The organism is Achromobacter sp. ACM04, assembly GCF_014851465.1.
GTDB classification, from domain to species: domain Bacteria; phylum Pseudomonadota; class Gammaproteobacteria; order Burkholderiales; family Burkholderiaceae_B; genus Achromobacter; species Achromobacter aegrifaciens.
The window spans coordinates 42469-67876 of the sequence record NZ_JACUZS010000007.1 but is presented as its reverse complement, the minus strand read 5'-3'; the positions used below and the strand labels follow the sequence as shown (position 1 = coordinate 67876).

Sequence of the window (25408 nt, the reverse complement as noted above, 5' to 3'; positions counted from 1 at the left end):
TGGCTGCTAGCGCGCTTGCCGGCGCGCGATGCGGCATGATCAAGATGACTCAAGCTTTCCAGAAAGTCGCCGCCATACGCGGCATGAATGATCTGTTGCCAGGGGCCAGCGCCCGCTGGGAGCAATTCGAGGAAATCGTGCGCGGCTGGCTGCGCGGCTACGGCTATCGCAATGTGCGTACGCCCGTGCTTGAGCATACGCGCCTGTTCGCGCGCGGCATCGGCGAAGTGACCGATATCGTCGAAAAAGAGATGTACACCTTCACCGATGCGCTCAACGGCGAATCGCTGACCATGCGTCCGGAAATGACCGCGGGCATCGTGCGCGCGTCCATCGAGCACAACCTGCTCTATGACCGCCCGCAGCGCGTCTATTCCATCGGCCCCGTGTTCCGCCACGAGCGCCCACAGCGCGGCCGCTACCGCCAGTTCCACCAGATCGACGTCGAGGCCCTGGGCTTTGCCGGTCCCGACGTGGACGCCGAACTCATCGTCATGCTGGCCCGCCTCTGGAAGCTGCTGGGCCTGACCGACGTGCGCCTGGAGCTGAATTCGCTGGGCCAGCCGGCCGAGCGTGCCGCTCACCGCGCCGCCCTGATCGAGCACCTGGAAAAGCACCGCGACATCCTGGACGAAGACGGCCAGCGCCGCATGTACAGCAACCCGCTGCGCGTCCTCGACACCAAGAACCCCGCCATGCAGGAAATGGCCGACAGCGCGCCGCGCCTGTTCGACTTCCTGGGCGAGGAGTCGCGCGCGCACTTCGACGGCGTGTGCCAGCGCCTGGCCGACGCCGGTATCGAATATCGCCTGAATCCGCGCCTGGTGCGCGGGCTGGACTACTACAACCTCACGGTGTTCGAGTGGGTCACCGACCGCCTCGGGTCCCAGGGCACCGTGTGCGGCGGCGGCCGCTACGACGGCCTGATCGAGCTGCTGGGCGGCAAGCCCGCGCCCGCGGTGGGCTTTGCGATCGGCATGGAGCGCCTGCTGGACCTTTGGGAGCAGAGCGTGCAGGTGGAACAGCCGGCCGAGTGCGACGTCTACGTCGTGCACCAAGGCGAAGAGGCGCAGCGCCTGGCCGCCCGGGTCGGTGAAGACCTGCGCGATGCCGGCCTGTCGGTCATCGTGCATGCGGGTCCCGCAAGCTTCAAGTCGCAATTCAAGCGCGCCGATGCCAGCGGCGCCCGTGTTGCGGTTATTCTTGGCGCCGACGAAGTGGCTGCGCAGACGGCCAGCGTCAAGTTCCTGCGCGCCGAGGCGCAGGGCGAATCGGCCCAACAGCAAGTCCCGTTGGCGGGATTGGCCGACGTATTGAATAACAAGGGTTAATGCATGGCATACGATCTCGAAGAACAGGAAAAACTCGACGCAATCAAGGCGTGGTGGGCGCGCTACGGCACCCTGGTGGTCACGCTGGTGGCGGCGGTGGCGCTGGCCTGGGGCGGCTGGTGGGGCTGGAAGGCCTACCAATCGCACCGCGCCAACCAGGCCATGGGCTACTTCGAAGCGCTGGAAGACGCGGCGCGCCTGGGTGGCGCCGATTCCTCGGTCCGCATCAAGACCGCCGCGGCCACGCTGCGCGAGCAGTATCCGTCCACCGGCTACGCCGCGCGCGGCGCGCTGGTGGCGGCCCAGGCGCTGCAGGCCCAAAAGGATGACGCCGGCGCCCGCGAGCAGCTGGAATGGCTGGCTGCCCAGGGCAAGAACCCGTCCATGCAGTCGGTGGCGCGCCTGCGCCTGGCCGGCATGCTGCTGGACCAGAAGCAATACGATGCCGCCCTGGCGCAGCTGAACAACCCGCCGGCAGCCTTCGCCGCCTTGTACGCGGATCGCCGCGGCGATATCCTCGCCGCGCAGGGCAAGCGCGAGGAAGCGCGCGCCGCCTGGCAAAGCGCCATCGATGGCCTGGGTACGGCAAATCCCTTGACCCAGGTTGTGCAACTGAAACTGGATGCCCTGAGCGGAGCGTGACTGTAATGCGTAAATTTGCACCTGGCCGTACGTGGCGTGGCGCCGTTTGCCTGGCGGGCTTGCTCGCCCTGGGCGGATGCGGCATGTTCTCCCATGATGACGGCCGCTACGATCCCGCGCCCCTGACCGAATACAAGGCCGGCATGTCCGTGCGCCAGGTCTGGAGCGTCTCGGTCGGCAGCGGTTCCGGACTGGGCTTTGCACCCACGGTGTTGGGCGACGCCATCTACGCCGCCACGCCCGATGGTTCGGTCGGCAAATTCGACCTGCAAAGCGGCCGTGCCATCTGGAAGGCCAGTGTCGACGGCAAGTTGTCCGCCGGCGCCGGCAGCGATGGCACCACCACCGCTGTGGCCTCGCCGAACGGCGACGTCATTGCCTTTGACGACACCGGCAAGGTGAAGTGGAAGGTTCGTGCCACCAGCGACGTGACCATTCCGCCCGTCGTGGGCTATGGCATCGTCGTGGTCCGCAGCGGCGACTACCGCATCCAGGCCTTCGACGCCAACAGCGGCGAACGCGTCTGGAACGTGCAGCGTCCCGGCCCCTCGCTGGCTCTGCGCAGCGTGTCGCAGATGGTCCTGGCCGAAGGCCTGGTCATTACCGGCCTGCCGGGCGGCAAACTGATGGCCATTGCCTCCAATAGTGGTAACGTGCAATGGGAAGGCACCGTGGCGACGCCGCGCGGCGCCAGCGACCTGGAGCGCCTGACCGACGTGGTCGGTGCGCCCCGTATCGCGGGCAATCTGCTTTGCGGCGTGGCCTACCAGGGACGTATCGTCTGCTTCGACGTCACGGCCGGCGGCCGCCCGATGTGGGCCAAGGACTTCTCCAGCGTCAGCGGCCTGTCGCTGGACGAGCGCTTCGCCTATGCGGCGGACCAGAACAGCGTGATCAACGCTTTTGCGCTGGATAATGGCGGCAACGTCTGGAAGCAGGCGGCCTTGAAGAACCGCCAGGTCACCGCGCCCGCCATGCTCGGCGGTGCGTTGGCAGTGGGCGACCTGGACGGCTACGTGCATTTCCTGTCGCGCAGCGACGGCAGCCTGATGGCGCGCCTGTCGGTGGGCGGTGGTCCAGTGGTTTCGCCGCCGCAGACTACTTCCCAAGGTGTGCTGGTCCAGACGGGTAATGGCAACCTCGTCCTGATCGGCGCCAACTAAAACCTATAGAACAAAGCCTTACACCGTGTCTTTCAAGCCTGTCGTCGCCCTGGTCGGCCGCCCCAATGTGGGGAAGTCGACCCTATTCAACCGCCTGACGCGATCGCGCGCCGCGCTGGTGGCCGATTACTCCGGCCTGACCCGCGATCGCCATTACGGCGAGGGCAGGGTAGGCGAGATCCCCTTCATCGTCATCGATACCGGTGGTTTCGAGCCCGTCGCCAAGGACGGCATCCTGCTGGAGATGGCCCGCCAGACCCGGCAGGCCATCGCCGAGGCCGATGTCGTGGTGTTCCTGGTTGATGCCCGTGCGGGCATCAATGCCCATGACCACGAAATCGCCCAGCTGCTGCGCAAGTCCGGGCAGCAGCGCGTGTTGCTGGCGGTGAACAAGGCGGAAGGCATGGGCGCCAGCGGCGCCATTTCCGAGTTCCATGAGCTCGGGCTGGGTCAGCCTTATCCGATTTCCGCGGCGCACGGCGATGGCATCGTCGACCTGATCGAGCTGGCGCTCCAGGACCTGGCCGAGCCGCCCGCCGAGGAAGACGCATTCGAAGAGGCTGAGCACGATCACCGCATCAAGCTGGCCATCGTCGGCCGTCCCAACGTGGGCAAGTCCACGCTCATCAATACCCTGATGGGCGAAGAGCGCGTGATCGCGTTCGACATGCCGGGCACGACCCGCGACGCCATCGAGATCGACTTCGAGCGCGACGGCCGCCGCTACACGCTGATCGATACCGCAGGCCTGCGCAAGCGCGGCAAGGTATTCGAGGCGGTCGAGAAGTTCTCCGTCATCAAGACGCTGCAGGCCATCGAGGCCAGCAACGTCGTGCTGCTGATGCTGGACGCGCAGACCGAGATCTCCGAGCAGGATGCGCACATTGCAGGCTTCGTGCTGGAAACGGGCCGCGCCGTGGTCGTGGCCATCAACAAATGGGATGGCCTGGACGGCGAAGCCAAGGAACGCATCGAACGCGAATTCCAGCGCAAGCTGCGCTTCCTGTCGTTCGCGCGCATGCACACCATTTCGGCGCTGCGCGGGCAGGGCGTGAAGCCCTTGCTCAAGTCGATCAACGCGGCGCACGCCGCGGCGTTCGCCAAGCTGTCCACGCCCAAGCTGACGCGCGAGCTGCAGATCGCTGTCGAACAGCAGCAGCCGCCCCGCAAGGGTATCTTCCGTCCCAAGATGCGCTATGCGCACCAGGGCGGTCAGAACCCGCCGCTGGTCGTCATCCACGGCAATGCGCTGGACGCCATTCCGGACTCCTATCGCCGCTACCTGGAAACGCGCTTCCGCAATGCGTTCGACCTGGCCGGTACGCCGCTGCGCATCGAATTCAAGTCTTCGCACAACCCCTACACGCAGGAAAGCTGATCCATGAGCCGCTTCTGGAGTCCCGTGGTCGGGACGCTCAGTCCGTATGTTCCGGGCGAGCAGCCCAAGCTTCAGAATCTGGTCAAGTTGAACACCAACGAGCATCCTTACGGCCCGTCGCCCAGGGTGCTCGACGCGATCCGCTCGGCCTGCGACGACACCCTTAAGCTCTATCCGGACCCTTCGTCCGACCGACTGCGGCAGACCATCGCCGGCACGGTCGGTGTGCAGCCTGGCCAGGTCTTCGTGGGCAACGGCTCCGACGAAGTGCTGGCGCATGTCTTCCTGGCGTTGCTCAAGCATGAACGCCCGCTGCGCTTTCCGGACATTACCTACAGCTTCTATCCGGTCTATTGCGGCCTGTACGGCATCCAGTACGAAACGGTGCCGCTGACGGCCGATTTCAGCATCGCAGTCGAAGACTATCTGCCCGGCGCCAAGGGGCAGGCGGGCGCCATCATCTTTCCGAATCCCAATGCGCCCACCGGCCGCGCCCTCAGCGCGGCGGAGGTCGAGCGCATCGTGGCCGGCAATCCCGACGCAGTCGTCGTGGTGGATGAGGCCTACGTGGATTTTGGCGGAGAGTCCGTCATTCCTTTGGTGGACCGCTACGACAATCTGCTGGTGGTGCAGACGCTGTCCAAGTCGCGTTCGCTGGCGGGCTTGCGCGTCGGTTTTGCCGTAGGCAGCGCCGAACTCATCGACGGGCTTGAGCGTGTAAAGAACAGTTTCAACTCCTACCCCATCGACCGCCTTGCCTCCGCGGGAGCGGTGGCGGCCCTGGAGGACGTGGAGTACTTTGAACGCACCCGCCAGGCCGTGATCGACACCCGTTCGCGGATGACGGGGGGGCTGCAGTCCCTGGGCTTCGAGGTGCTGCCCTCGGCCGCGAACTTCGTGTTCGCACGGCACCCCAACAAGGATGCCGCCGGTCTGGCTGCCGCCTTGCGCGAGCGCAGCATCATCGTGCGTCATTTCCGCCATGAACGCATCGATCAATTTTTGCGAATTACCGTGGGCACCGACGAGCAGTGCGAACTGCTGTTGAAGGCGCTTGCGGAGGTCCTGCAGGCTTGAGCGGCAGCAGCTTTCCAGTCGGAAAACTCTGGTGTCACTTTTGCTTCCTGCCCAAGTAGCACGGGCCGGGAAAACCCTGTAGAGTACAAGTTTCGGCGTACCCCACCAGTACAGAAGTACGCCACCACTCAATAACAAACAAATGGAGCCTGGCCAATGAGCAATAAAGGGCAAACTCTGCAAGATCCGTTCCTGAACACGCTGCGCAAGGACCATGTGCCCGTGTCGATCTACTTGGTGAACGGCATCAAGCTTCAAGGGCAAATCGAATCCTTCGACCAGTACGTGGTGCTGCTGCGCAATACGGTCACGCAAATGGTCTACAAGCACGCCATTTCGACCGTCGTCCCCGCGCGCGCCGTGAATTTCCAGGTGGAAGTCCCTGCTGAGTAATCTCGCTCCAGCTTTACCTTTTATTGCCCGCCGGACGGTCCTCGTCGGCGGGCATTTTCGCTTTGGCTCCAATATGGTGCATGTATGCGCGCTCTGATTATCAGCGTGGATCTGGGAGATCCGGACTTCGCGGCCCATGCCGAGGAATTCGCCATGCTGGCCAAGGGCGCTGGCGCGGAAATCGTCGGCACCTTGACGGCACGGCGGGACAGACCCGACGCCAAGTTCTTCATCGGTTCAGGCAAGGCCGATGAGGGCGTGGCGATGGCCCAGGCCTTGCTGGCCGACATCGTCCTTTTCGACCAGCCGCTGTCCCCCGCACAGCAACGCAACCTGGAACGCGCCTTCAACTTGCGCGTGGTGGATCGCGTTGCGCTCATTCTCGACATCTTCGCGCTGCGCGCGAAGAGCCATGAAGGCAAGCTGCAGGTCGAATTGGCCCAGCTGCAGCATCTGGCCACACGCCTGACCCGCATGTGGAGCCACCTGGAGCGGCAGCGCGGCGGTATCGGCATGCGCGGACCGGGTGAATCCCAGCTCGAAATGGACCGCCGCATGATCGGCGCCAAGGTCAAGGTGCTGCGCGAGCGGCTGGACAAGGTCGAACGCCAGCGCGTGACCCAGCGCCGGGCGCGCGCGCGCGGCGGTGCGCTGTCGGTATCGCTGGTCGGCTATACCAACGCTGGCAAGTCCACCTTGTTCAATGCCTTGACGCGCGCCGACAGCTACGCCGCCGACCAGTTGTTCGCGACGCTGGATACGACCACGCGCCGCATCTGGATCGAAGGGGCGGGCTCGGTGGTGGTGTCCGATACGGTCGGGTTCATCCGCGATCTGCCCCACGGCCTGATCGCGGCGTTCCGCGCCACCCTGGAAGAAACCGTGCATGCCGACCTGCTGCTGCACGTGGTCGATGCCGCCAGCCCGCAGCGCGATGAGCAGATCTTTGAGGTGAACAAGGTTCTGGCCGAAATCGGCGCGGCCTCGATTCCCACCATTCTGGTCTACAACAAGATCGATCTCGCCGGATTGGAGCCGCGGGTGGAACGCGATGCACATGGTACGATTGCGCGAGTATTTGTAAGCGCCACCGAGCGCGCCGGTTTGGATGCGTTGCGCGGGGCAATTGCGGAAACCGGACAGATTGTGGGAAACAATGCCGCGAATTATCAAACTCTTCAATCTGAATGACCCCGGCTGGGGTCGTGGGAACAACAATGGCTCCGAGCCGCCGCCCAAGCGGCCCCAAGGCAACGGAGACGGCCCTCCCGACCTGGACGAGGTCTGGCGCGATTTCAACAATCGCATCGGATCGTTGTTCGGGCGCAAGGGCGGGGGCGGCAATAACCGCCCCGGAAACCGCGGCGGCATGACGCCGCCGTCGCCGCGCGGTGCGCGCATCGGCCTGGGGGTGATCGCCCTGGTCGCGGCCGGCATCTGGCTGGCCAGCGGTTTCTACATCGTGCAGGAAGGCCAGGTCGCGGTTGTGACACAGTTCGGCAAGTACAAGTCGACGTCGCAAGCCGGTTTCCAATGGCGCCTGCCGTACCCCATTCAAAGCCACGAAATGGTCAACGTGTCGCAACTGCGCACGTTCGAAGTCGGTTTCCGTGGCGGCGCACGCAACAAGGTTCTGCCTGAAGCGCTGATGCTCACGACGGACGAGAACATCGTCGATATGCAGTTCGTCGTGCAGTACCGCCTGCGTGCCGATGGCGCGCCCGACTATCTCTTCATGACGCGCGATCCGGATGAATCCGTCCGCCAGGCCTCAGAAACGGCCATGCGCGAAGTCGTGGGCAAGCAATCCATGGACTTCGTGCTCTACGAAGGCCGCACCACGGTGGCCACGCAAGTGCAAACCCTGATGCAGCAGATCCTGGACCGCTACCAGACCGGCGTGCAGGTCAGTACTGTGGCCATCCAGAACGTGCAGCCGCCTGAGCAGGTGCAAGCCGCGTTCGACGACGCCGTCAAGGCGGGCCAGGACCGCGAGCGCCAGATCAACGAAGGCCAGGCCTACGCCAACCAGGTCGTGCCGCTGGCCAGCGGCCAGGCTTCCCGCATGACGGAGCAGGCCGAAGGCTACAAGGCCAAGGTTGTCGGTGACGCCCAGGGTAATACCTCGCGCTTCACCAGCATCCTCGGCGAATACGAAAAGTCGCCGCAGGTCATGCGCCAGCGCATGTATCTGGAGAGCATGCAGGAGATCTTCACGCGCGCCAGCAAGGTCATGGTCGACACCAAGAGCAACAACAACATGCTGTACCTGCCCTTGGACAAGATCATGCACCTGGCCGCTCAGGACGCCAGCAAGTCCGGTGTCGCCGGTTCCGGTTCGACCACGCTGGCTCCGCCCGCGCAGTCGCCGGCTCGCGGCAGCGCCGCGCCGGTGCCTCAGTCTTCCGGCAGCAGCAATAGCAACACGCTGCCTCGCGACCGTACGTCGCGCTAACCCGGAGGAGTCCTGATCATGCAACGTCTCATGCCTATCCTGGTCGGCCTGCTCATCGTGCTGGCCGCCCTTTCTTCCTGCGTCTTCGTCGTGCGCGAGCGCGACTACGCCCTGGTGTTCTCGCTGGGTGAAGTACGCAAGACCATCAACGAACCCGGCCTTTACTTCAAGGCGCCGCCTCCGTTCCAGAATGTCGTGACGCTCGACAAGCGCATTCTGACCATCGAAACCAACGAAGCCGAACGCATCCAGACTTCCGAAAAGAAGAACCTGCTGATCGATTCGTACGTCAAGTGGCGCATTCTGGATCCGCGCCAGTACTACGTGTCCACCGGCGGCAACGAGCGCGTGGCGCAGGAGCGCCTGCAGGCGCTGATCCGCGACGCGTTGAACGCTTCGGTCAACGTGCGCACGGTGCGCGACGTGGTCTCGACCGAACGCGACAAGATCATGGCCGAAATCCTGACCAACGTCGCCAAGCGCGCCGAACCGTTGGGCGTCCAGATCGTCGACGTGCGTCTGCGCCGCATCGAGTTCGCGCCGGAAATTTCGGAATCGGTGTACCGCCGCATGGAAGCGGAGCGTACGCGCGTCGCCAACGAGCTGCGTTCCATCGGCGCCGCCGAAGGCGAAAAGATCCGCGCCGAAGCTGACCGCCAGCGTGAAGTCATCGTGGCCCAGGCCTACGCCAAGGCCCAGGGCATCATGGGTGAGGGCGATGCCGCGGCTGCCGCGATCTATTCGCAGGCCTACGGCAAGAACCCGCAGTTCTACACGTACTACAAGAGCCTGGAGGCCTACCGCGCTTCGTTCTCGAAGCCGGGCGACGTGCTGGTGGTCGACCCCAGCTCCAGCTTCTTCCAGTTCATGAAGGACCCCACCGGCGACGCCCTGGCGCCGGTGACCGTGCCGGCCAAGTGATGCGGCGACGGTAATGCGGAAGAAAAGCCCCTTGGAAGTCCAAGGGGCTTTTTGCTTGCTGGCAAGGCGGCATCCCGAATTCCCCGCAATAGGGGACGGTTACGCTGCCGCGGCAGTCCCGGCTGGCATTGGCCGCCGAACCATGTACAATACCCCGTAAGCTAGAAAACATTCCGCAGCGGCTGAGCGGGCTTACGCCCCCTCAGCCGCTTTTTCGTTTGGGCGACGCCCACGCATCACTTGGCGTTCTTCAGGTAAACATTCATGGGTAACTGGTTGCTGCCCGAGAGCCTTGCCGACGTACTTCCGGCAGAGGCCCGGCGCATCGAGGAATTGCGCCGCGAACTTCTCGATCTGTATCGCACTTACGGTTTCGAGCTGGTCGCGCCGCCCCTGGTCGAATACATCGATTCATTGTTGTCCGGCACGGGCAGCGATCTGGATCTGCGCACTTGCAAGCTGGTCGATCAATTGTCCGGACGCACGCTGGGCGTGCGCGCGGACATGACGCCTCAGGTTACGCGCATCGACGCGCATTTGTTGAACCGCGCTGGCGTTACCCGCCTGTGCTATTGCGGCAACGTGCTGCATGCCCGCCCGGCGGACCTGCTGGCCAGCCGCGAGCTGCTGCAGATCGGCGCTGAAATCTACGGCCACGCCGGCTTCGAGGCCGACCTGGAGATCATCCAGCTGGTGCTGGAAACCGTGGCGATTGCCGGCGTGCGTAACCCTAGGCTCGATCTGTGCCATCCGGGCGTGCTGCGCGCACTGCTGGAGTCCGATCCGGCGGCGACGGCGCTGTCGCAGGACGTCATCTTGCTGATGCGCGAGAAGGACGTTCCGGGACTGGGTGAATTGGCCGAGCGGGCTCCCGGGTTGCGTGCAGAGACCCTGAAAGCCCTGCAATTGCTGCCCAAGCTATACGGCGGGCCGGAAGTGCTGCAGGAGGCGCGCCGTGAACTCCCTCTGCTGCCGGGTGTCGTGGCTGCGCTGGACGCGCTGCAGTTGGTGGTCGACGCCATGCCCAATGTGGCGTTCGGCGTGGACCTGGCCGACGTGGGCGGCTATGGCTACCATTCCGGCGTGAAGTTCGCGCTGTATGCCGAAGGCTGGCGCGATGCGCTGGTCAGCGGCGGCCGTTATGACGATGTCAGCCGTGCGTTTGGCCGGGCCCGTCCCGCCACCGGCTTCAGTCTTGATTTACGCAAGCTGGCGGCGGGTTTGCCGCCGGCGGAAAGGGCGCGTGCGGTACGTGCGCCCTGGGGGCAAGCCCCCGCCCTGACCGAGGCGGTGCGCCGCCTGCGCCGGTCGGGGGAAATTGTCGTTCAGGTATTGCCCGGTCACGAGCAGGATCAGGACGAATTCGTTTGCGATCGCGAGCTGGCGCTGCAGGATGGCGCCTGGACGGTCAGAACGCTGTGACTAACCCCCTCTCGGCAACGAGAGGGCCGCGGGGAGATTTCCGGATTTCCCGAGAAACTCGATATTGATTCGTAACATGAGCAAGAACGTAGTCGTAATCGGCACCCAGTGGGGTGACGAGGGCAAGGGCAAGATCGTCGACTGGCTGGCGGAATCCGTCCAGGGCGTGGTCCGCTTCCAAGGCGGTCACAATGCCGGCCATACGCTGTGGATCAACGGCAAGAAGACGATTCTCCGCCTGATCCCGTCGGGCATCATGCATCCCGGCGTCACCTGCTTCATCGGCAACGGCGTCGTGCTGTCCCCGGAAGCCCTGCTCAAGGAAATCGAAGAGCTTGAGGCCGCCGGTCTGGACGTGCGTTCGCGCCTGCAGATTTCCGAAATCTGCCCGCTGATCCTGCCGTACCACGTCGCCATCGACAAGGCGCGCGAGGCGCGCAAGGGCGACGGCAAGATCGGCACGACCGGTCGCGGCATCGGCCCGGCCTATGAAGACAAGGTCGCCCGCCGCGCGCTGCGCGTGCAGGACCTGTTCAATCCCGCGCTGTTCGACGAAAAGCTCGCCGAAGTGCTGGATTACCACAACTTCGTGCTGACCAAGTACCTGGGCGCCGAGGCGGTTTCCGCCAATGAAGTGCGCGACCAGGCCATGGCGCTGGCTCCGGCCATCGCCCCGATGGTCAAGGACGTGTCGAGCAACCTGTACGCCATGCAGCAGGAAGGCAAGCGCTTGTTGTTCGAAGGCGCGCAAGGCGCTTTGCTGGACGTCGACCACGGCACCTATCCTTTCGTCACCAGCAGCAATTGCGTTGCTGGCGCCGCCTCGGCAGGCGCGGGCGTCGGTCCGCAGCAACTGGACTACGTCCTGGGTATCACCAAGGCCTATACGACTCGCGTCGGTTCGGGTCCGTTCCCCACGGAGCTGGTCGACGAGATCGGTACCCGCCTGGCCACGATCGGCAAGGAATTCGGTTCCGTCACGGGCCGTCCGCGCCGCTGCGGCTGGTTCGACGGCGCCGCGCTCAAGCGCTCGGTCCGCCTGAACGGCATCACCGGCCTGTGCATCACCAAGCTGGATGTGCTCGATGGTCTGGAAACCATCCAGCTGGGCGTCGGCTACCGCGTCAACGGCGAATTCCGCGATGTGCTGCCTTATGGCGCGCATGCCGTGGCGCAGGCGCAGCCGGTGCTGGAAGAGCTGCCGGGCTGGAGCGAATCCACCGTCGGCATCACCGAGTACGACAAGCTGCCCCAGGCGGCGCGTCGCTACCTGGAGCGCGTGGCCGAAGTTTGCGGCGTGCCCATCGACCTGGTGTCGACCGGCCCGGACCGCAATGAAACCATTGTGCTGCGTCATCCCCTGAAGGGCTGACATCGGGTTATTATTCGCAAGGCCGCCGCCGGTCTCATACCGGCGGCGGCCTTTTCGTATTTATTAAGCAGGAGATGCTTGCCTATGAGCACGCCGACCAATGATGACAGCCATCTGTGGGTGACGTGGGACGACTACAACCGCCTGATCGAGCGCCTTACTTTGCAGGTGCATCAATCGGGTTGGAAGTTCGACAAGATTCTTTGCCTGGCGCGCGGCGGCATGCGCGTCGGTGACGTTATGTCCCGTATTTTTGACGTGCCGCTGGGCATCCTGGCCACGAGCAGCTATCGCGAAGCGGCCGGCACCAAGCAGGGCGACATGGATATCGCCCAGTTCATCACCATCACGCGCGGCACGCTGTCTGGGCGAGTGTTGCTGGTGGACGACATGGTCGATACCGGCAAGACCTTCAGCAAGGTCTACGATCACCTGAAAAGCCAGTTTGCCGACATCACCGAGCTGCGCAGCGCGGTGCTGTGGTGGAAGGGGCATTCCCAGGCGACGCCGGACTACTACGTCGACAAGCTGCCGACGAACCCCTGGATCCACCAGCCTTTCGAAGACTACGACAGCCTGCGTCCGCACCAGCTCGAGGCCTGGATCCGCAAGGGCTCCAAGAGCTGAGCATGGCGTTTCGGCAGGAGAGGGCATTCTGGCCGCCCAGGGCGCCAGACTGTCCCTCCAGTAGTCAAAACAGCCATGACCATGCTAGAATCGCTGGTTATCGCTAAACCGAACTTGGCTTGTTACTCTTTGGGTAGTCTTTGGGTAACGGAAACAGCCAGCGGAAATCCGGGATGGGTCTGTGGTTCAGGGCTGCCAAGCAGCGCTGAAGCCGGAGTCCGGCGCCTGGATTGCGCTTTCAAGGTTCCCCGTTCGCGGTACCTGCCTCTGTTGGTATGATTTTGGTATCGACGAGGCCGTTTACGCGTACCTGGACCCGCGCAGCGTTGCTGGTAAGCAAGCCAGGTTTGTCATCAACTTTTGTTACCCTACAAGCAGGCCAATCACTTTATGCCTATCGTTCGACTGAAGGAAAACGAACCGTTTGAAGCCGCTCTGCGCCGCTTCAAGCGCACCATCGAAAAGACCGGTTTGCTCACCGAGCTGCGTTCGCGCGAGTTCTATGAGAAGCCCACGGCTGAGCGCAAGCGCAAGCACGCCGCCGCTGTGAAGCGCCACTACAAGCGCATCCGTAGCCAACAACTGCCCCCGCGCCTGTATTGATTTTTGATTCCCGAATCTATTGATTCCAGAATCATTCATCCAGGATTTGCTCGCCCGAGTCGACGTCGTCGACATAGTCGGGCGATACGTGCAGTTGAGAAAGGGCGGGGCCAACTTGCTTGGCCTGTGCCCTTTTCATAACGAAAAAAGTCCCTCGTTCACTGTCAGCCCCACCAAGCAGTTCTATCACTGCTTCGGTTGCGGAGCGCATGGCAGCGCCATCACCTTCCTGATGGAACACACGGGCGCCAGTTTCCCCGATGCCGTGCGCACGCTCGCGGCATCGGCGGGAATGACGGTCCCCGAAGAAAACCGCAGTCCACGCCAGCAGCAGGAAACCGCGCGCCGCAAGGCCGAGGAATCCCGCCACACGCAGGTGCTGGATGCCGCTCAGGCGCATTACCTCAAGCAATTGCGGGCCTCGCCCGCGGCGATCCGCTATTTGAAGCAGCGCGGCCTGACCGGTGAAATCGCGGCGCATTTCGGCCTGGGATGGTCCGGCACAGACCGCCACGGCCTGTCGCAGGTCTTCCCGAATTACGAGGACCCCGTCCTGGTGGAATCCGGACTGGTTATCGAATCCGAAGACGGACGTCGCTACGATCGTTTCCGGGAACGCGTCATGTTCCCGATCCGCAATGCGCGGGGCAGTCTCATCGGCTTCGGCGGGCGCATCATCGGCAAGGGCGAACCCAAGTACCTGAATTCGCCCGAAACCCCGCTGTTCTCGAAGGGACACGAGCTCTACGGGCTGTGGGAGGCGCGCCAGGCCATACGCCAGGAAGGGCAGGTCATTGTGGTCGAAGGCTACATGGACGTGGTCGGCCTGGCTCAGCAAGGCATCGCCAACGCGGTAGCGACGCTGGGTACGGCTACCACGCCGGACCACGTCAAGAAGCTGCTGCGCGCCAGCGACAAGGTCATCTTCAGCTTCGACGGCGACGGCGCGGGTCGGCGCGCCGCGTGGCGTGCACTGCAGGCTTGCCTGCCCGTGCTGCGCGACGACATTGCGATCCGCTTCCTGTTTCTGCCGTCAGAGCACGATCCCGACTCGTATGTGCGCGAACTGGGCGCGGAAGCTTTCCGGGCGTGCCTGGGAGAGGCCGTGGCGCTGTCCCGCTTCCTGCTGGACGAGCTGGCCTCGCGGCACAACATGAACGAAGCCGAAGGGCGGGCCAGTTGCCTGCACGAGGCCAAGCCCTTGCTGGCTGCCATTCCCGAATGCGCGTTGCGCGTTCAGATCGAGCGGGAAATGGCAAAGCTGGTACAGCTGACGCCCGAGGAAATGGCGCAGGTGCTGGCTCAGCAGCCCGCAAAACCCTTCGCGCCCGCGCCCAAGCCGGGCGCCACGGGAGGGGATGCCGGCGCGGTTGCGGCGCCGAGCCACGAGCCGGGCTATACGGACGCTGGCTACGATTTCGCCGGACACGATTTTCATGACATCCCGGCCGACGAGTCCGACTACGCGGACCAGGTTCATCTACCGTCCCAGGGTTCCGACTTTGGTGGCGGAGGAGCTCAGCGCGGCGGCGGAAAGCAGGAGTGGAAGGGCAAAAGCGACTGGAAGGGCAAGGGTGACTGGAAGGGCGGCAAAGGCGGCTGGAAAGGCAAGCGCGACAACGATGTGGGCGGGTTTGAAGGCCGCCGCACCATGCCGTCGCTGGCCAAGCGCCTGCTGGGCTTGCTGCTGGCGCATCCCGAACTGGTCGACTCCATGGGTGATCAGCAGCTTGAAGTCATCGACCACGGCCCCCATCTAGGTCTTGTAAGAGACCTGATCATGCTGGCGCAGTCCAGCGGCGCCCGCCATGTCGGCGCCCTGCTGGAAGCCGCGGAGCCGGATTCGGATCTGGCGACGGTGCTGAAGGGCCTGCGGGCCGACATCCTGTCCCAGGAAGACCTGCCTGATCCGCAAACGGAATGGGACGACGCCTTGAGACGGATCGAATTTGACTCGGCCAAGCTGGAAATGGCCAAGCTCGCTGCGGCGGGCTTGGCCACGGAAGAGGCGCGTAAACGCTATCAGGAGCTTTCCAGCCGCATGGCCGTGCTGAAAGGTGCTGGCGTGCGCTAAATGCGCTAAAATCAAAGGTTGTCCGCTTGCGAAGCGAGTTTTTTTGCGACGGGCGGGACGGGAGTGTGAGGTTGGGCGCGAGCCTGCCTGATAGGTCTGTCTTCTGATGTACGCGGATTGTGGCGCTTGCAGTTGATTGCGGCCTGATTCTTGCTGAATTTGGCGCTAGTCCTCGTGCCACGAGGCGTGAGCAACAAGAAATGCATTCGGCGGGCGGAATCTATTCCGGCAGCCAGAATCTAATGGATGTATAGGGTTTGACGCGGGACCGGCGATCCGGGCGTGGCGGATGCTCCAGAAAACGGAACGTCAGATGCGCAACGGCAGAAATAAAAGCGGATGCGCGCGTCAACTTTGTTACATGGTTAATTAATATAGCTAAGCGGTGAATCAAGCAGTTCGGCGGCGGTCATCTCCGCATGGCGTTAGTGGTTTGGGTGCTGTGTCTACTCAGCTGCTTGGGGCAAAGGCCCGATAAGCAAGCAAAGCCTATTTATAGGCAGGCAGCCCCCCCGACGCCCGGGAGCCTACGCAGGATGAGGTCATGCACGCAACGCGCGAGTACGGTATTGCACCGCAACGGCGCCAAGCGGGCTCGCGAGAGCCGGCGCTGCGAACAACGCAGCCGCGTGATCTCCGCTGATTCACCAGATTTACCCGTATAGCCGCCGCGTTGGACCGCTGTCCAAAGCGGCTTCATGCGGTGCAACATGCCCGAACGGGTTGCGACGACCACGGAAGCGACTATGACCAAATCCACCGGCAAATCCTCCTCTGCAATTGATGCGGCCGAAACCAAGGCCACCACGACCAAGCGCGTCGTAAGCATGGCAGCGGAAAAGGCGCCCGCCAAGACGGCGGTGAAGGTCGCCAAGCCCGCAGCCAAGACGGCCGCCAAGAAGACGACCAAGGCTGCCGCGGCTGACAAGCCCGAGAAGGTGACCAAGGCTCGCGCCAAGAAGGCCGAAGACAAGCTCGCCGACCTGGTGGGCAGCGCGCGCCCCGCGCCCAGCGGCCGGCGCCCGGGACGTCCCGCCAAGAACGCGAACAACGATTCCGACGGCTTTGACGACACCATGGACGGCGACGGCGAAGTTCTGCCCGATCTGAAGCCGCCCAAGCGCGGCGGCAAGCGCGGCAAGGCCGATCCCAAGGATCTGATCGCCCGCGGCCCCGTCACGCCCGAAGAATACGAAGCGCGCCGCAACCGCCTGAAGCAGCTGATCAAGCTGGGCAAGGACCGCGGCTACCTGACCTACGGCGAAATCAACGATCATCTGCCCGACGATCTGGTCGACGCGGAAGCGATCGACGGCATCATCAGCACGTTCAGCGACATGGGCATCGCGGTCTACGACCAGGCGCCCGATGCCGAAACGCTGCTGATGAGCGAAAACGCGCCGGTCGCGTCCAACGACGACGACGTCGAAGACGAAGCCGAAGCCGCGCTGACGACCGTGGACTCGGATTTCGGCCGCACCACGGACCCCGTGCGCATGTACATGCGTGAAATGGGCTCGGTGGAACTGCTGACGCGCGAAGGCGAAATCGAAATCGCCAAGCGCATCGAAGACGGCCTGAAGCACATGGTCATGGCCATCTCGGCCTGCCCGACCACGATCAACGAGATCCTGGCTCACATCCTGCGCGTGCGTGAAGGCCAGGCCCAGATCGACGAAGTGGTCGACGGCCTGGTCGATCCGGAAGACGGCGAGGAATACGCCGGCGCCGGCGTCACCGCCGAGGAAGACGAAGGCGACGACGGCCCCGCCGGCGGCATGTCCAGCAAGCAGCTGGAAGACCTCCGCGTGAAGGCCCTGGCCAAGTTCGACGAAGTCGGCAAGCAGTTCGAAAAGATGCGCCACTCGTACGAGAAGGACGGCTACAAGTCGGACGTCTACGTGCGCGCCCAGGAATCCATCCAGAATGAACTGATGGGCATCCGCTTCACGGCCAAGATGGTCGAGAAGCTGGCGGACACCCTGCGTCAGCAGGTCGAGGAAGTGCGCCAGCTCGAACGCGCTGTCCTGCACACGTGTGTGGACCGTGCCGGCATGCCGCGCACGCACTTCATCAAGGTGTTCCCGGGCAACGAAACCAACATGCAGTGGGTCGTCGACGAAGTGGCTGCCGGCCACCCGTACGCCGAAACGCTGGAGCGTCAGATTCCCGCCGTGCAGGAACTGCAGCAGAAGCTCATCGACCTGCAAACGCGCGTCGTGCTGCCGTTGAAGGACCTGAAGGACGTCAACAAGCGCATGGCCACCGGCGAAGCCAAGGCCCGCAAGGCCAAGCGTGAAATGACCGAGGCCAACCTGCGTCTGGTGATCTCGATCGCCAAGAAGTACACGAACCGCGGCCTGCAGTTCCTGGACCTGATCCAGGAAGGCAACATCGGCCTGATGAAGGCCGTGGACAAGTTCGAGTACCGTCGCGGCTACAAGTTCTCGACCTATGCGACCTGGTGGATCCGTCAGGCCATCACGCGTTCCATCGCCGACCAGGCGCGCACCATCCGTATTCCGGTTCACATGATCGAAACGATCAACAAGATGAACCGGATCAGCCGCCAGATCCTGCAGGAAACCGGCGCCGAGCCGGATCCCGCGACCCTGGCGCAGAAGATGGACATGCCCGAGGACAAGATCCGCAAGATCCTGAAGATCGCCAAGGAACCGATCTCCATGGAAACGCCTATCGGTGACGACGACGACTCGCACCTGGGCGATTTCATCGAAGACACGTCCACGCTGGCGCCTTCCGACGCGGCTTTGCACGGTTCCATGCGCGATGTGGTCAAGGAAGTGCTAGACTCTCTCACCCCGCGTGAAGCCAAGGTTCTGCGTATGCGTTTCGGCATCGAAATGAGCACGGACCAGACCCTGGAAGAAGTGGGCAAGCAATTCGACGTCACGCGCGAGCGCATCCGCCAAATAGAAGCGAAAGCGCTGCGCAAGCTGCGTCACCCCAGCCGGGCCGATAAGCTGAAGAGCTTCCTGGAAGGGCAGTAAAAGTTTTTAGGGCCTCTAGCTCATGCCTGGTTAGAGCAGCGGACTCATAATCCGTTGGTGCCGAGTTCGACTCTCGGGGGGCCTACCAAGAAAGTCCTGTTAATTCAGGCACCTACAGCCGCCAGCAATGGCGGCTGTTTCTTTTCCGGCTCCGATATTGACATAATCTTGACGTTCTCGGCGTCGCTTGGTTCGTGCTGGGCGCGTTCCACGGCCGGGAGGTGGCCGAGTTGCGTGCTGTCCAGGCCATTGAGCGGGATGCGCAATCCCAGGCCACTGTTGCCGCTGTTGAGGCGGCGAGAACCGAAGAACGACGACGCACTGCCGCCATGGAGCAAGCCCGCGATAATGCCCAGAAAAAAAGCCGCTGTCGCGGTCGCTGATGCTGCTGGCACTCGTGTTGAGCGTGACCGGCTGCGTGCCCGCGCAAACACGTTGGCTCGCGCCGCAGTTGCCGAACAGCCCGCCCTTGCCGACGCAGGCCCGTCAGGAGCCGCTGCCGTCGATCTGCTCGCCTACATGCTTGGCCGCGCTATCGATCGAGCTGAAGCGCTTGCGGACGTTGCAGATCGTGCCCGCATCGCGGGACTGACATGCGAACGGGCCTACGATGAGGTGCGAGACCCCAACGGCCAGGGTGGGGGTTGAGTATTGCGACCATGTGCGGCCACATGGAACTGCTAATATCCGCAAATTCCGGCAGTTCGGCCATCATTACGGGAAAACTGGATGAAGCGCGCTCCCTGTCTTGCCCTTGTGTTTGCGGCCCTGGTCCTCATCGCTGCGCGTCCGGCGGCGGCGGAGCAGGGATGCGGCGATGGTTACACCATGTCCACCCAGGGGCCGGCCCAGTGCATCCCCATCCCTGGCCTTTACCAAGTGCCGCAGGGCGGTGGCGTGCCGCCGCCGCCGCCGCGTCCGCAGGGGCATTGGGAAACCCGCTGGGGCGCATTCGCGTCCAGCAAGGAAAACCTGGTCGGCATGGCGGGCAACCGTGGCAGCGAGCGCGAAGCGACCAAGGCGGCCATTGCTCACTGTGTCTCGAAGGGCGGCACCGACTGCAAGACGGCGATGACGTTCTACAATCAGTGCGCGATCGTGGCTTCGGGGGCGGTCGGCAATGGCCAGTACTTCACCATGTTCCGCAAGCACTACACCATCGAGCAGGCGACCGACGACGCCATGGACATCTGCAAAGAGAAGAACCTGACGGAATGCACCGTCCATTTCTCCAATTGCAGCCAGGCGGAGTTCATACAATAGGCCGCTGCGGGTCCCCTCCCGCTGTCTCTGCTGTATGGGGCGTGGGCGGCGCACCATCGGGCGATAGTCGGCGTTTGACCCGCTGTCCGGCCGTGATCTAACGTCATCTGCAAGCGCCAAGTACCGACGGCCTGCCGTCACACCGGAACTTTCGTGTCGGCCCTCGCTCTGATCTCCTTTTGTGCAAGACAGCAATGGAGAACTCCGATGAAATCCAACGCCCTGCCTGGTACTGCCCCAGACCCTCTGGCTTTCGAGGCGGAAGCCCTGGCGTGGAGCGGCGCTCGCCCAATGGCGTCTGACATCTCAATGATGTCTCCCGGCGAGTTGATGAGGCATGCCTTGGTAAAGCTGGAAAATTCGTCCGTTCACCAGACTCCGGAGAAAGCAGCCGCGATCCAATACCTGACCAGCGCATTGAGCATGGTCAGCGTTGTCACATGTAGCTAAGCGGGATCAAGCAACTGTGTCTGCCGCGGGCAAGGGAACAGCGTAGGCAACGCATCAGTCGATGACTTCCGCGCAAGCATCCGTCGGCGCCGCCGCGACGTCGCCGACGACCGGCACGATCTTGATGGCGGCAGATGCGATACGGCACGGGGCGGCGACGACACCGCAGCCGGACGCGAACATGCATAGCATTGAGACCAGGATCCACTTCATCGGACGTGCTCGAAAATAATTGGTCAAGGCGCTGCCCGAGGAAGGGCTGACGGTGTCGCACGGCGTCGATGCCGATCATGTTCAGACGCGGATTTCCATCTGAAGAGAATGTGCACGATGCATGGCGGAAGCGGCATTCTGCTTTGCGTCCGCACGGCAATTAGTGGGGAAATGCTGGCCAAGTGTAATGACACTTGCTCGTCCTGGAACAGGAAGTAACGCAGATCCCGCTTGTATGGCGCCAAGGCCGGAAAATCCCAGGTAGGATGGTGGCGTTCTCCTTCCGGGCGCGCCTGGAAGGGCGTCCAACAACAATAAGGAGCGCTACATGCTTGATACTCTCCCCAAGGCAGGTCGGGCCGGCGTGCTCGCAGCGATGCTCGGCGTGGCCAGCCTGGCGTTCACCGGCTGCACCACGACCACCGCCCAATCCTCGGCTACGGCTGCGGAAAAGCGGCAGGAACTCGATACCGCAGCCGACGCGACCCTGACCAAGCTTTATCAGTCCTCGTCCCAGGCCAAGCAATTGGTGGAACGCGCGCGTGGCGTGCTGGTGTTTCCGGGCGTATTGAGCGCGAGCTTCATCGTAGGCGCGCAGCATGGAACGGGCGTGCTGCGCGTAGGCGGGTCGGATACCGGCTACTACAGCATCACGGGCGGCTCCATCGGCTTGCAGGCCGGCGCGCAGTCCAAGGCGATGGTGGTGCTGTTCATGACCGACGGCGCCCTGGCCAAGTTCCGGGCCAGCAGCGGCTGGACAGTGGGGGCGGACGCGACGGTCGCGGTGGCCAATGTGGGCGTCAACGGCAGCATCGATACCTACACCGCGCAGCAGCCCATCGTCGGCTTCGTCTTGAACAACGGCGGCCTCATGGCCGGGGTGTCGGTGGACGGCAGCAAGATTTCACCGCTGCTGCTGTAAGCGGCCCGCACCCTTACAGCCCCATTGCCTTTTCCCAAGGCAATTGCGGCGGCAAGGCCTCTGTCATCGCATCCACGAAGGCCCGGATGCGCGGCGACAGGTGCCGGTTCGGCAGATAGACCAGCTGGACCGGCGCGCCGGGCGCCATCCAGTCCGTCAGCACCAGCTTCAGGCGTCCGTCCCGCACGGCGGATTCCGCGATGAAGCTGGCCATGCGGGCGATGCCCGCGCCGGCCACCACGGCGTCCAGAATGGCTTCCGGATGATTCACGTTCAGATTGCCGCCGGGCGTGATCGTGTAGCGCTCATCGCCTTTCTGGAAATCCCATTCGTGATATCGGCCCGTCTGCCATTGGACGTAGGCCAGGCAGTTGTGCCGTTCCAGCTCATTGGGCGTGGCCGGCGTGCCGTGTGCGGCCAGATAGGCGGGGCTGGCGCACGTGACGTAGCGCAGCCGGGACAAGGTCTTGGCGATGACGCGCGAATCCGCCGTGACGCCGATCCGTATGGTGGCATCCAATCCTTCTTCGGCCAGATTGGGCATGCGGTCGCTGAAATCGGCATTGATCGATAGCTCCGGATAGCGCGCGGTCAGCGACAGCAGCGCGGGCATGATGACCTTCCTGCCCAACCCGACCGGTGCATGCACGCGCAGCTTGCCGCGCGGGCTCACGCTGGCGCCAGTCACTTCGGCCTCGGCGGCTTCCACTTCCAGCAGGATGTGGCGGCAGCGCTGCAGCAGCAATTCGCCATCGTCGGTCAGCGACAGGTTGCGCGTGGTGCGATTGAGCAGCTTCACACCCAGCTTGGCCTCAAGCAGCGAGACGCTCTTGCTCACCGATGCGGTGGAGATGTCGAGCCGGTGCGCCGCGGCCGTGAAGCTGCCGCTGTCTGCGACGCGTACGAAATTCAGAACATGCTTGAGATGGTCTATCAGGATGTACATGGCGGTCGGACTGATGGGTGCACGCCATCTTAGCCATTCCCGCGCGCAAAGTTAAAGGTGATTTGCCCTCGGGTCCGTTTATCTGCCGCACGCCTGTCCCTACACTGAGCCGCAATGTTGGCAGGTTCAAAAAGATGACAGGAGACAAGGGTGGAGATCCAGAGCAGTGCGCAGGCAGCGGGCGGACCCGAGCAGGTTTATCTGGAGGGCCTGGCGGCAGGCCGGTTTCAGATCCAACGCTGCGCCGATTGCAGGCAGGCGGTGTTCTATCCGCGCTGCGTATGCCCCCATTGCGGCGGCGCGGCATTGGATTGGTTCAGCCCCGCGGGGGAGGGCGTGGTGTACGCCAGCACCACCGTGTATCGCGATGCGGAGCAGGGCGGCGACTACAACGTGTGCCTCGTGGATCTGCCGGAAGGCGTGCGGATGATGAGCCGTGTCGCGGAGATCGCGCCTGGACATGTGCGGATCGGCATGCGCGTCAGCGCCAGGATCGTTGGAGACGGCGAGGCGGCGAAAGTGGTCTTTGTGCCTATGGGAGCAGTGGCATGACGCTGCGCGATTTGAGGGGCAAGACTGCCGTGGTGGGCGTGGGGCAGGCCGGGCTGGGTCAGGCCCGCGGTTATACCGAGCAGGAGGTGCTGGCGCAGGCCGCCATGGCTGCGATCGCCGATGCGGGCCTGAGCCTGAAGGACATAGACGGCATTACGACATGCAGTTCCCTGTCGCCCATGTGGGCGATGTCGGTGGTCGAGTATCTGGGCATACGGCCGACCTTCCTGGACAGCACCATGATAGGCGGCTCCAGCTACGTGGCGCATCTGCTGCCCGCAATGCACGCGCTGGCGTCCGGGCAATGCAATGCGGTCCTGGTCTGCTACGGCAGCACCCAGCGCACCGCCAAGTTCAACCGCGCCGATCTGACTCGCGCGCGGAAATCCCTTGACCCTCAGCCCTACGAAACGCCCTATGACCCGCCTTTGCCGGTGGCGGCGTATGCGTTGGCCGCGAGCCGCCACATGCACCAGTACGGCACCACGCGCAAGCAATTATCGGAAGTGGCGGTGGCCGCGCGGAAATGGGCGCAGTTGAACCCCGACGCCGCCATGCGCGAGCCGCTGTCGCTGGCGGATGTGGAGGCTGCGCGTCCGGTCTGCGAGCCCTTTACCGTTCGCGACTGCTGCATGGTCAGCGATGGCGCGGGCGCCTTTGTGCTGACGCGCTCGGACCGGGCCCGCGATTGCGCCAGGAAGCCGGTGTACGTGATGGGCAACGCCACCGCGGTGTGGAACCGGCAGGTTTCCTCCATGCATGACCTAACGGTGACGGCGGCGCTTGAATCGGGCAGGCGCTGCTACGAGATGGCCGGCGTATCTGCAAAGGACATGGACCTGGCCATGTTGTATGACGCCTTCACCATCAACACCATCCTGTTCCTGGAAGACCTGGGCTTCTGCCAGAAGGGCGAGGGCGGCGCGTTCGTGGACGACGGCGCAATCGCGCCGGGCGGGCGGCTGGCGGTCAATACCAACGGCGGCGGCTTGTCCTGCGTGCATCCCGGCATGTACGGCGTATTTCTCATGGTCGAGGCCGTCAGGCAGTTGCGCGGCGAATGCGGAGCGCGCCAGTTGAAGGATCCGAACCTGGCTCTGGTGCATGGCAACGGCGGGACCTTGTCCAGCCAGTCCACCGCGATCCTGAGCGCCTTGCCTGCGCTCTGACCGTCCGACAAGTTTGCGGTAGAGGCGGAACGACCGCATCCATCGCCATGGGGAAAGCAATGTTGAACAAGATCGTGCCTACTTTGGAGTCCGCCGTGGCCGGGGTGGAGGATGGCGCCACACTGCTGATCGGCGGGTTCGGCGCATCCGGCGTGCCAACGGAACTGTTGCAGACGCTGCTGGAAACCGGCGCGCGCGAACTGACCATCGTCAACAACAACGCCGGCAATGGCGAGCCGGGTTTGAGCCAGTTGATCCGTGCGGGGCGGGTGCGCAAGGTGATCTGCTCCTTCGCCCGTTCCTCCAATCCCAGGAAGCCCAATGCCGCCGCGTTCGGCGAATGGTATGCGGCGGGCAGGATCGAGCTGGAGGTGGTGCCGCAGGGCACCTTGGCCGAACGCCTGCGCGCCGCTGGCGCGGGCATGGGACCTTTCTTCACGCCCACGGCCTATGGGACGCGGCTGGCGCAAGGCAAGGAAACGCGCTCCATCAACGGCCGGGGGTATGTGCTGGAAGAGCCGTTGCCGGGCGATGTGGCCTTCGTGAAGGCCCAGTACGGCGACAGCGCGGGCAATCTGACCTACCGCTACGCCAGCCGCAATTTCGGACCTGTGATGTGCATGGCCGCAAGGCTCACGGTGGCTCAGGTCGACCAGGTGGTGCCGCTGGGGGCGTTGGCGCCGGAACAGGTCGTGACGCCCGGAATATTCGTTCAACGCATCGTCGAGTGCCCCAATGAGCATCAATAGCCTGTCCCGCGCGCGCATGGCGCAGATCGTCGCCGACGACATTCCGCCCGGTTCGTACGTCAATCTGGGCATAGGCATGCCGACGTCGGTGGCGGACTACCTGAAGCCGGAGCGCGGCGTGGTGCTGCATAGCGAAAACGGCATCCTGGGCATGAAAGGCCTGCCGCCAGGCGCCGAGGTCGACGGGGATCTGCTCAACGCCAGCAAGGAGCCCGTCGCGCTGGACATCGGGGCGTCGATCACCGATCACGTCGTGTCCTTTTCGATGATGCGCGGCGGCCATATCGATCTCACCGTGCTGGGCGCCTTCCAGGTGTCGGCCGACGGCGACCTGGCCAACTGGGACACGGGGCGCGAAGACTCGATACCGGCGGTCGGCGGGGCCATGGATCTGGTGGCGGGCGCCAAGCGCATCTTCGTGATGATGCAGCACGTGGATCGCGACGGCCGGCCAAAGATCGTGCCCGCATGCACTTATCCCCTTACCGGCAAGGCCGTGGTGGATCGCATCTATAGCGATCTGGCCATCCTGGACATCAGGCCGGACGGGCTGCATGTGCGGGCGATGGTGAGCGGCCTGGATTTCGCGGCGCTGCAGGCGCGGACCGCGGTGGAACTGACGCTGGACGAGGCGTGGATCGAACTGGCGCCCTGAGTTTCAGGCTGGCGCCGTCA

The 25408-nt window shown here is 63.8% G+C and carries 26 protein-coding genes and 1 tRNA gene; 25 read left to right on the top strand and 2 right to left on the bottom strand.

Annotation, left to right across the window (positions count from 1 at the left end; all coding sequences use genetic code 11):
• The first annotated feature begins 44 nt into the window (after positions 1-44).
• From hisS to IB259_RS30260, 20 genes are all read left to right on the top strand, one after another.
• A complete protein-coding gene (hisS, locus tag IB259_RS30350; protein ID WP_119450758.1) occupies positions 45-1331 on the top strand; it encodes a histidine--tRNA ligase in 1287 nt (428 codons plus the stop codon).
• A 3-nt stretch (positions 1332-1334) separates the two neighbouring features.
• Positions 1335-1973, top strand: coding sequence for a tetratricopeptide repeat protein (locus IB259_RS30345; RefSeq protein WP_054458657.1), 639 nt, complete (start codon positions 1335-1337; stop codon positions 1971-1973).
• Between the two features lie 5 nt (positions 1974-1978).
• Entirely contained in the window at positions 1979-3136 is a 1158-nt protein-coding gene (gene bamB, locus IB259_RS30340; RefSeq protein WP_054458655.1) for an outer membrane protein assembly factor BamB, read from the top strand.
• A gap of 25 nt (positions 3137-3161) precedes the next feature.
• Positions 3162-4514, top strand: a complete 1353-nt coding sequence (der, locus tag IB259_RS30335; RefSeq protein WP_054458654.1) for a ribosome biogenesis GTPase Der — start codon at positions 3162-3164, stop codon at positions 4512-4514.
• A gap of 3 nt (positions 4515-4517) precedes the next feature.
• On the top strand, positions 4518-5591 hold the full coding sequence (gene hisC, locus IB259_RS30330) for a histidinol-phosphate transaminase (RefSeq protein WP_192331009.1): 1074 nt from the start codon (positions 4518-4520) through the stop codon (positions 5589-5591).
• 156 nt (positions 5592-5747) lie between these two features.
• Positions 5748-5984, top strand: coding sequence for an RNA chaperone Hfq (hfq, locus tag IB259_RS30325; protein WP_006218585.1), 237 nt, complete (start codon positions 5748-5750; stop codon positions 5982-5984).
• Between the two features lie 84 nt (positions 5985-6068).
• Entirely contained in the window at positions 6069-7175 is a 1107-nt protein-coding gene (gene hflX, locus IB259_RS30320) for a GTPase HflX (protein WP_054458649.1), read from the top strand.
• Positions 7141-8439: an FtsH protease activity modulator HflK gene (gene hflK / locus IB259_RS30315; protein ID WP_054458647.1), complete on the top strand. Its 1299-nt coding sequence runs from the start codon at positions 7141-7143 to the stop codon at positions 8437-8439. Before hflX ends, hflK begins: the two co-directional genes overlap by 35 nt.
• 18 nt (positions 8440-8457) lie before the next feature.
• A complete protein-coding gene (gene hflC / locus IB259_RS30310) occupies positions 8458-9360 on the top strand; it encodes a protease modulator HflC (RefSeq protein ID WP_054458645.1) in 903 nt (300 codons plus the stop codon).
• 264 nt (positions 9361-9624) lie between these two features.
• Entirely contained in the window at positions 9625-10782 is a 1158-nt protein-coding gene (locus IB259_RS30305) for an ATP phosphoribosyltransferase regulatory subunit (RefSeq protein ID WP_054458643.1), read from the top strand.
• Positions 10783-10858: 76 nt separating this feature from the next.
• A complete protein-coding gene (locus IB259_RS30300; protein ID WP_042792859.1) occupies positions 10859-12154 on the top strand; it encodes an adenylosuccinate synthase in 1296 nt (431 codons plus the stop codon).
• An 84-nt stretch (positions 12155-12238) separates the two neighbouring features.
• Complete coding sequence (locus IB259_RS30295) at positions 12239-12781, top strand: phosphoribosyltransferase (RefSeq protein WP_042792860.1); 543 nt, start codon at positions 12239-12241, stop codon at positions 12779-12781.
• Positions 12782-13171: 390 nt separating this feature from the next.
• Positions 13172-13384 carry a 30S ribosomal protein S21 gene (rpsU, locus tag IB259_RS30290; RefSeq protein WP_006218592.1) on the top strand — a complete coding sequence of 71 codons (213 nt, stop codon included), beginning with the start codon at positions 13172-13174 and terminating at the stop codon, positions 13382-13384.
• Between the two features lie 19 nt (positions 13385-13403).
• The gene (dnaG, locus tag IB259_RS30285; protein WP_054458641.1) at positions 13404-15458 is read left to right on the top strand and encodes a DNA primase; all 2055 of its coding nucleotides are present in this window, start codon (positions 13404-13406) and stop codon (positions 15456-15458) included.
• A gap of 746 nt (positions 15459-16204) precedes the next feature.
• On the top strand, positions 16205-18469 hold the full coding sequence (gene rpoD / locus IB259_RS30280) for an RNA polymerase sigma factor RpoD (protein ID WP_192331007.1): 2265 nt from the start codon (positions 16205-16207) through the stop codon (positions 18467-18469).
• A gap of 9 nt (positions 18470-18478) precedes the next feature.
• Positions 18479-18557: transfer RNA gene (locus IB259_RS30275), tRNA-Ile, on the top strand.
• Positions 18558-18663: 106 nt separating this feature from the next.
• Positions 18664-18852 carry a DUF2514 family protein gene (locus IB259_RS31120; RefSeq protein ID WP_309600015.1) on the top strand — a complete coding sequence of 63 codons (189 nt, stop codon included), beginning with the start codon at positions 18664-18666 and terminating at the stop codon, positions 18850-18852.
• Positions 18818-19117: a DUF2514 family protein gene (locus IB259_RS30270; protein WP_255509616.1), complete on the top strand. Its 300-nt coding sequence runs from the start codon at positions 18818-18820 to the stop codon at positions 19115-19117. Before IB259_RS31120 ends, IB259_RS30270 begins: the two co-directional genes overlap by 35 nt.
• Before the next feature lie 81 nt (positions 19118-19198).
• Positions 19199-19732: a DUF4189 domain-containing protein gene (locus IB259_RS30265; RefSeq protein ID WP_119450744.1), complete on the top strand. Its 534-nt coding sequence runs from the start codon at positions 19199-19201 to the stop codon at positions 19730-19732.
• A 207-nt stretch (positions 19733-19939) separates the two neighbouring features.
• Positions 19940-20182: a hypothetical protein gene (locus IB259_RS30260; protein ID WP_054458632.1), complete on the top strand. Its 243-nt coding sequence runs from the start codon at positions 19940-19942 to the stop codon at positions 20180-20182.
• A gap of 54 nt (positions 20183-20236) precedes the next feature.
• Here the strand turns inward: IB259_RS30260 and IB259_RS30255 are convergent, their stop codons facing one another.
• Positions 20237-20395, bottom strand: coding sequence for a DUF6726 family protein (locus IB259_RS30255; protein WP_054458630.1), 159 nt, complete (start codon positions 20393-20395; stop codon positions 20237-20239).
• 328 nt (positions 20396-20723) lie between these two features.
• Between IB259_RS30255 and IB259_RS30250 the strand changes: the two genes are divergently transcribed.
• Positions 20724-21317, top strand: a complete 594-nt coding sequence (locus IB259_RS30250) for a YSC84-related protein (protein WP_054458628.1) — start codon at positions 20724-20726, stop codon at positions 21315-21317.
• A 13-nt stretch (positions 21318-21330) separates the two neighbouring features.
• Here the strand turns inward: IB259_RS30250 and IB259_RS30245 are convergent, their stop codons facing one another.
• Positions 21331-22263: a LysR family transcriptional regulator gene (locus IB259_RS30245; protein WP_054458626.1), complete on the bottom strand. Its 933-nt coding sequence runs from the start codon at positions 22261-22263 to the stop codon at positions 21331-21333.
• Positions 22264-22413: 150 nt separating this feature from the next.
• On the opposite strand from IB259_RS30245, the gene IB259_RS30240 reads away from it, so the two are divergent.
• The 4 genes from IB259_RS30240 to IB259_RS30225 are packed head-to-tail and all read left to right on the top strand — an operon-like array spanning position 22414 to position 25388.
• The gene (locus tag IB259_RS30240; RefSeq protein ID WP_119450742.1) at positions 22414-22815 is read left to right on the top strand and encodes a Zn-ribbon domain-containing OB-fold protein; all 402 of its coding nucleotides are present in this window, start codon (positions 22414-22416) and stop codon (positions 22813-22815) included.
• On the top strand, positions 22812-23984 hold the full coding sequence (locus tag IB259_RS30235; protein ID WP_192331005.1) for a thiolase: 1173 nt from the start codon (positions 22812-22814) through the stop codon (positions 23982-23984). The genes IB259_RS30240 and IB259_RS30235 overlap by 4 nt, the downstream gene beginning before the upstream one ends.
• Before the next feature lie 59 nt (positions 23985-24043).
• Positions 24044-24733: a 3-oxoacid CoA-transferase subunit A gene (locus IB259_RS30230; protein ID WP_054458619.1), complete on the top strand. Its 690-nt coding sequence runs from the start codon at positions 24044-24046 to the stop codon at positions 24731-24733.
• Positions 24720-25388, top strand: a complete 669-nt coding sequence (locus IB259_RS30225) for a 3-oxoacid CoA-transferase subunit B (protein ID WP_192331004.1) — start codon at positions 24720-24722, stop codon at positions 25386-25388. Before IB259_RS30230 ends, IB259_RS30225 begins: the two co-directional genes overlap by 14 nt.
• Positions 25389-25408 lie beyond the last annotated feature (20 nt).

Bases quoted from the DNA above. Each gene is read 5' to 3' on its own strand.
- bamB (WP_054458655.1), top strand. From the start codon at position 1,979: ATGCGTAAATTTGCACCTGGCCGTACGTGGCGTGGCGCCGTTTGCCTG.
- IB259_RS30225 (WP_192331004.1), top strand. From the start codon at position 24,720: ATGAGCATCAATAGCCTGTCCCGCGCGCGCATGGCGCAGATCGTCGCC.
- hflC (WP_054458645.1), top strand. From the start codon at position 8,458: ATGCAACGTCTCATGCCTATCCTGGTCGGCCTGCTCATCGTGCTGGCC.
- hisS (WP_119450758.1), top strand. From the start codon at position 45: ATGACTCAAGCTTTCCAGAAAGTCGCCGCCATACGCGGCATGAATGAT.
- hflX (WP_054458649.1), top strand. From the start codon at position 6,069: ATGCGCGCTCTGATTATCAGCGTGGATCTGGGAGATCCGGACTTCGCG.
- IB259_RS30305 (WP_054458643.1), top strand. From the start codon at position 9,625: ATGGGTAACTGGTTGCTGCCCGAGAGCCTTGCCGACGTACTTCCGGCA.
- IB259_RS30255 (WP_054458630.1), bottom strand. From the start codon at position 20,395: ATGAAGTGGATCCTGGTCTCAATGCTATGCATGTTCGCGTCCGGCTGC.
- hflK (WP_054458647.1), top strand. From the start codon at position 7,141: ATGCCGCGAATTATCAAACTCTTCAATCTGAATGACCCCGGCTGGGGT.
- IB259_RS30295 (WP_042792860.1), top strand. From the start codon at position 12,239: ATGAGCACGCCGACCAATGATGACAGCCATCTGTGGGTGACGTGGGAC.
- IB259_RS30345 (WP_054458657.1), top strand. From the start codon at position 1,335: ATGGCATACGATCTCGAAGAACAGGAAAAACTCGACGCAATCAAGGCG.
- IB259_RS30235 (WP_192331005.1), top strand. From the start codon at position 22,812: ATGACGCTGCGCGATTTGAGGGGCAAGACTGCCGTGGTGGGCGTGGGG.
- rpoD (WP_192331007.1), top strand. From the start codon at position 16,205: ATGACCAAATCCACCGGCAAATCCTCCTCTGCAATTGATGCGGCCGAA.
- rpsU (WP_006218592.1), top strand. From the start codon at position 13,172: ATGCCTATCGTTCGACTGAAGGAAAACGAACCGTTTGAAGCCGCTCTG.
- hisC (WP_192331009.1), top strand. From the start codon at position 4,518: ATGAGCCGCTTCTGGAGTCCCGTGGTCGGGACGCTCAGTCCGTATGTT.
- IB259_RS30245 (WP_054458626.1), bottom strand. From the start codon at position 22,263: ATGTACATCCTGATAGACCATCTCAAGCATGTTCTGAATTTCGTACGC.
- IB259_RS30260 (WP_054458632.1), top strand. From the start codon at position 19,940: ATGAAATCCAACGCCCTGCCTGGTACTGCCCCAGACCCTCTGGCTTTC.
- IB259_RS30265 (WP_119450744.1), top strand. From the start codon at position 19,199: ATGAAGCGCGCTCCCTGTCTTGCCCTTGTGTTTGCGGCCCTGGTCCTC.
- IB259_RS30250 (WP_054458628.1), top strand. From the start codon at position 20,724: ATGCTTGATACTCTCCCCAAGGCAGGTCGGGCCGGCGTGCTCGCAGCG.
- IB259_RS30300 (WP_042792859.1), top strand. From the start codon at position 10,859: ATGAGCAAGAACGTAGTCGTAATCGGCACCCAGTGGGGTGACGAGGGC.
- hfq (WP_006218585.1), top strand. From the start codon at position 5,748: ATGAGCAATAAAGGGCAAACTCTGCAAGATCCGTTCCTGAACACGCTG.
- IB259_RS30270 (WP_255509616.1), top strand. From the start codon at position 18,818: ATGCCCAGAAAAAAAGCCGCTGTCGCGGTCGCTGATGCTGCTGGCACT.
- IB259_RS30230 (WP_054458619.1), top strand. From the start codon at position 24,044: ATGTTGAACAAGATCGTGCCTACTTTGGAGTCCGCCGTGGCCGGGGTG.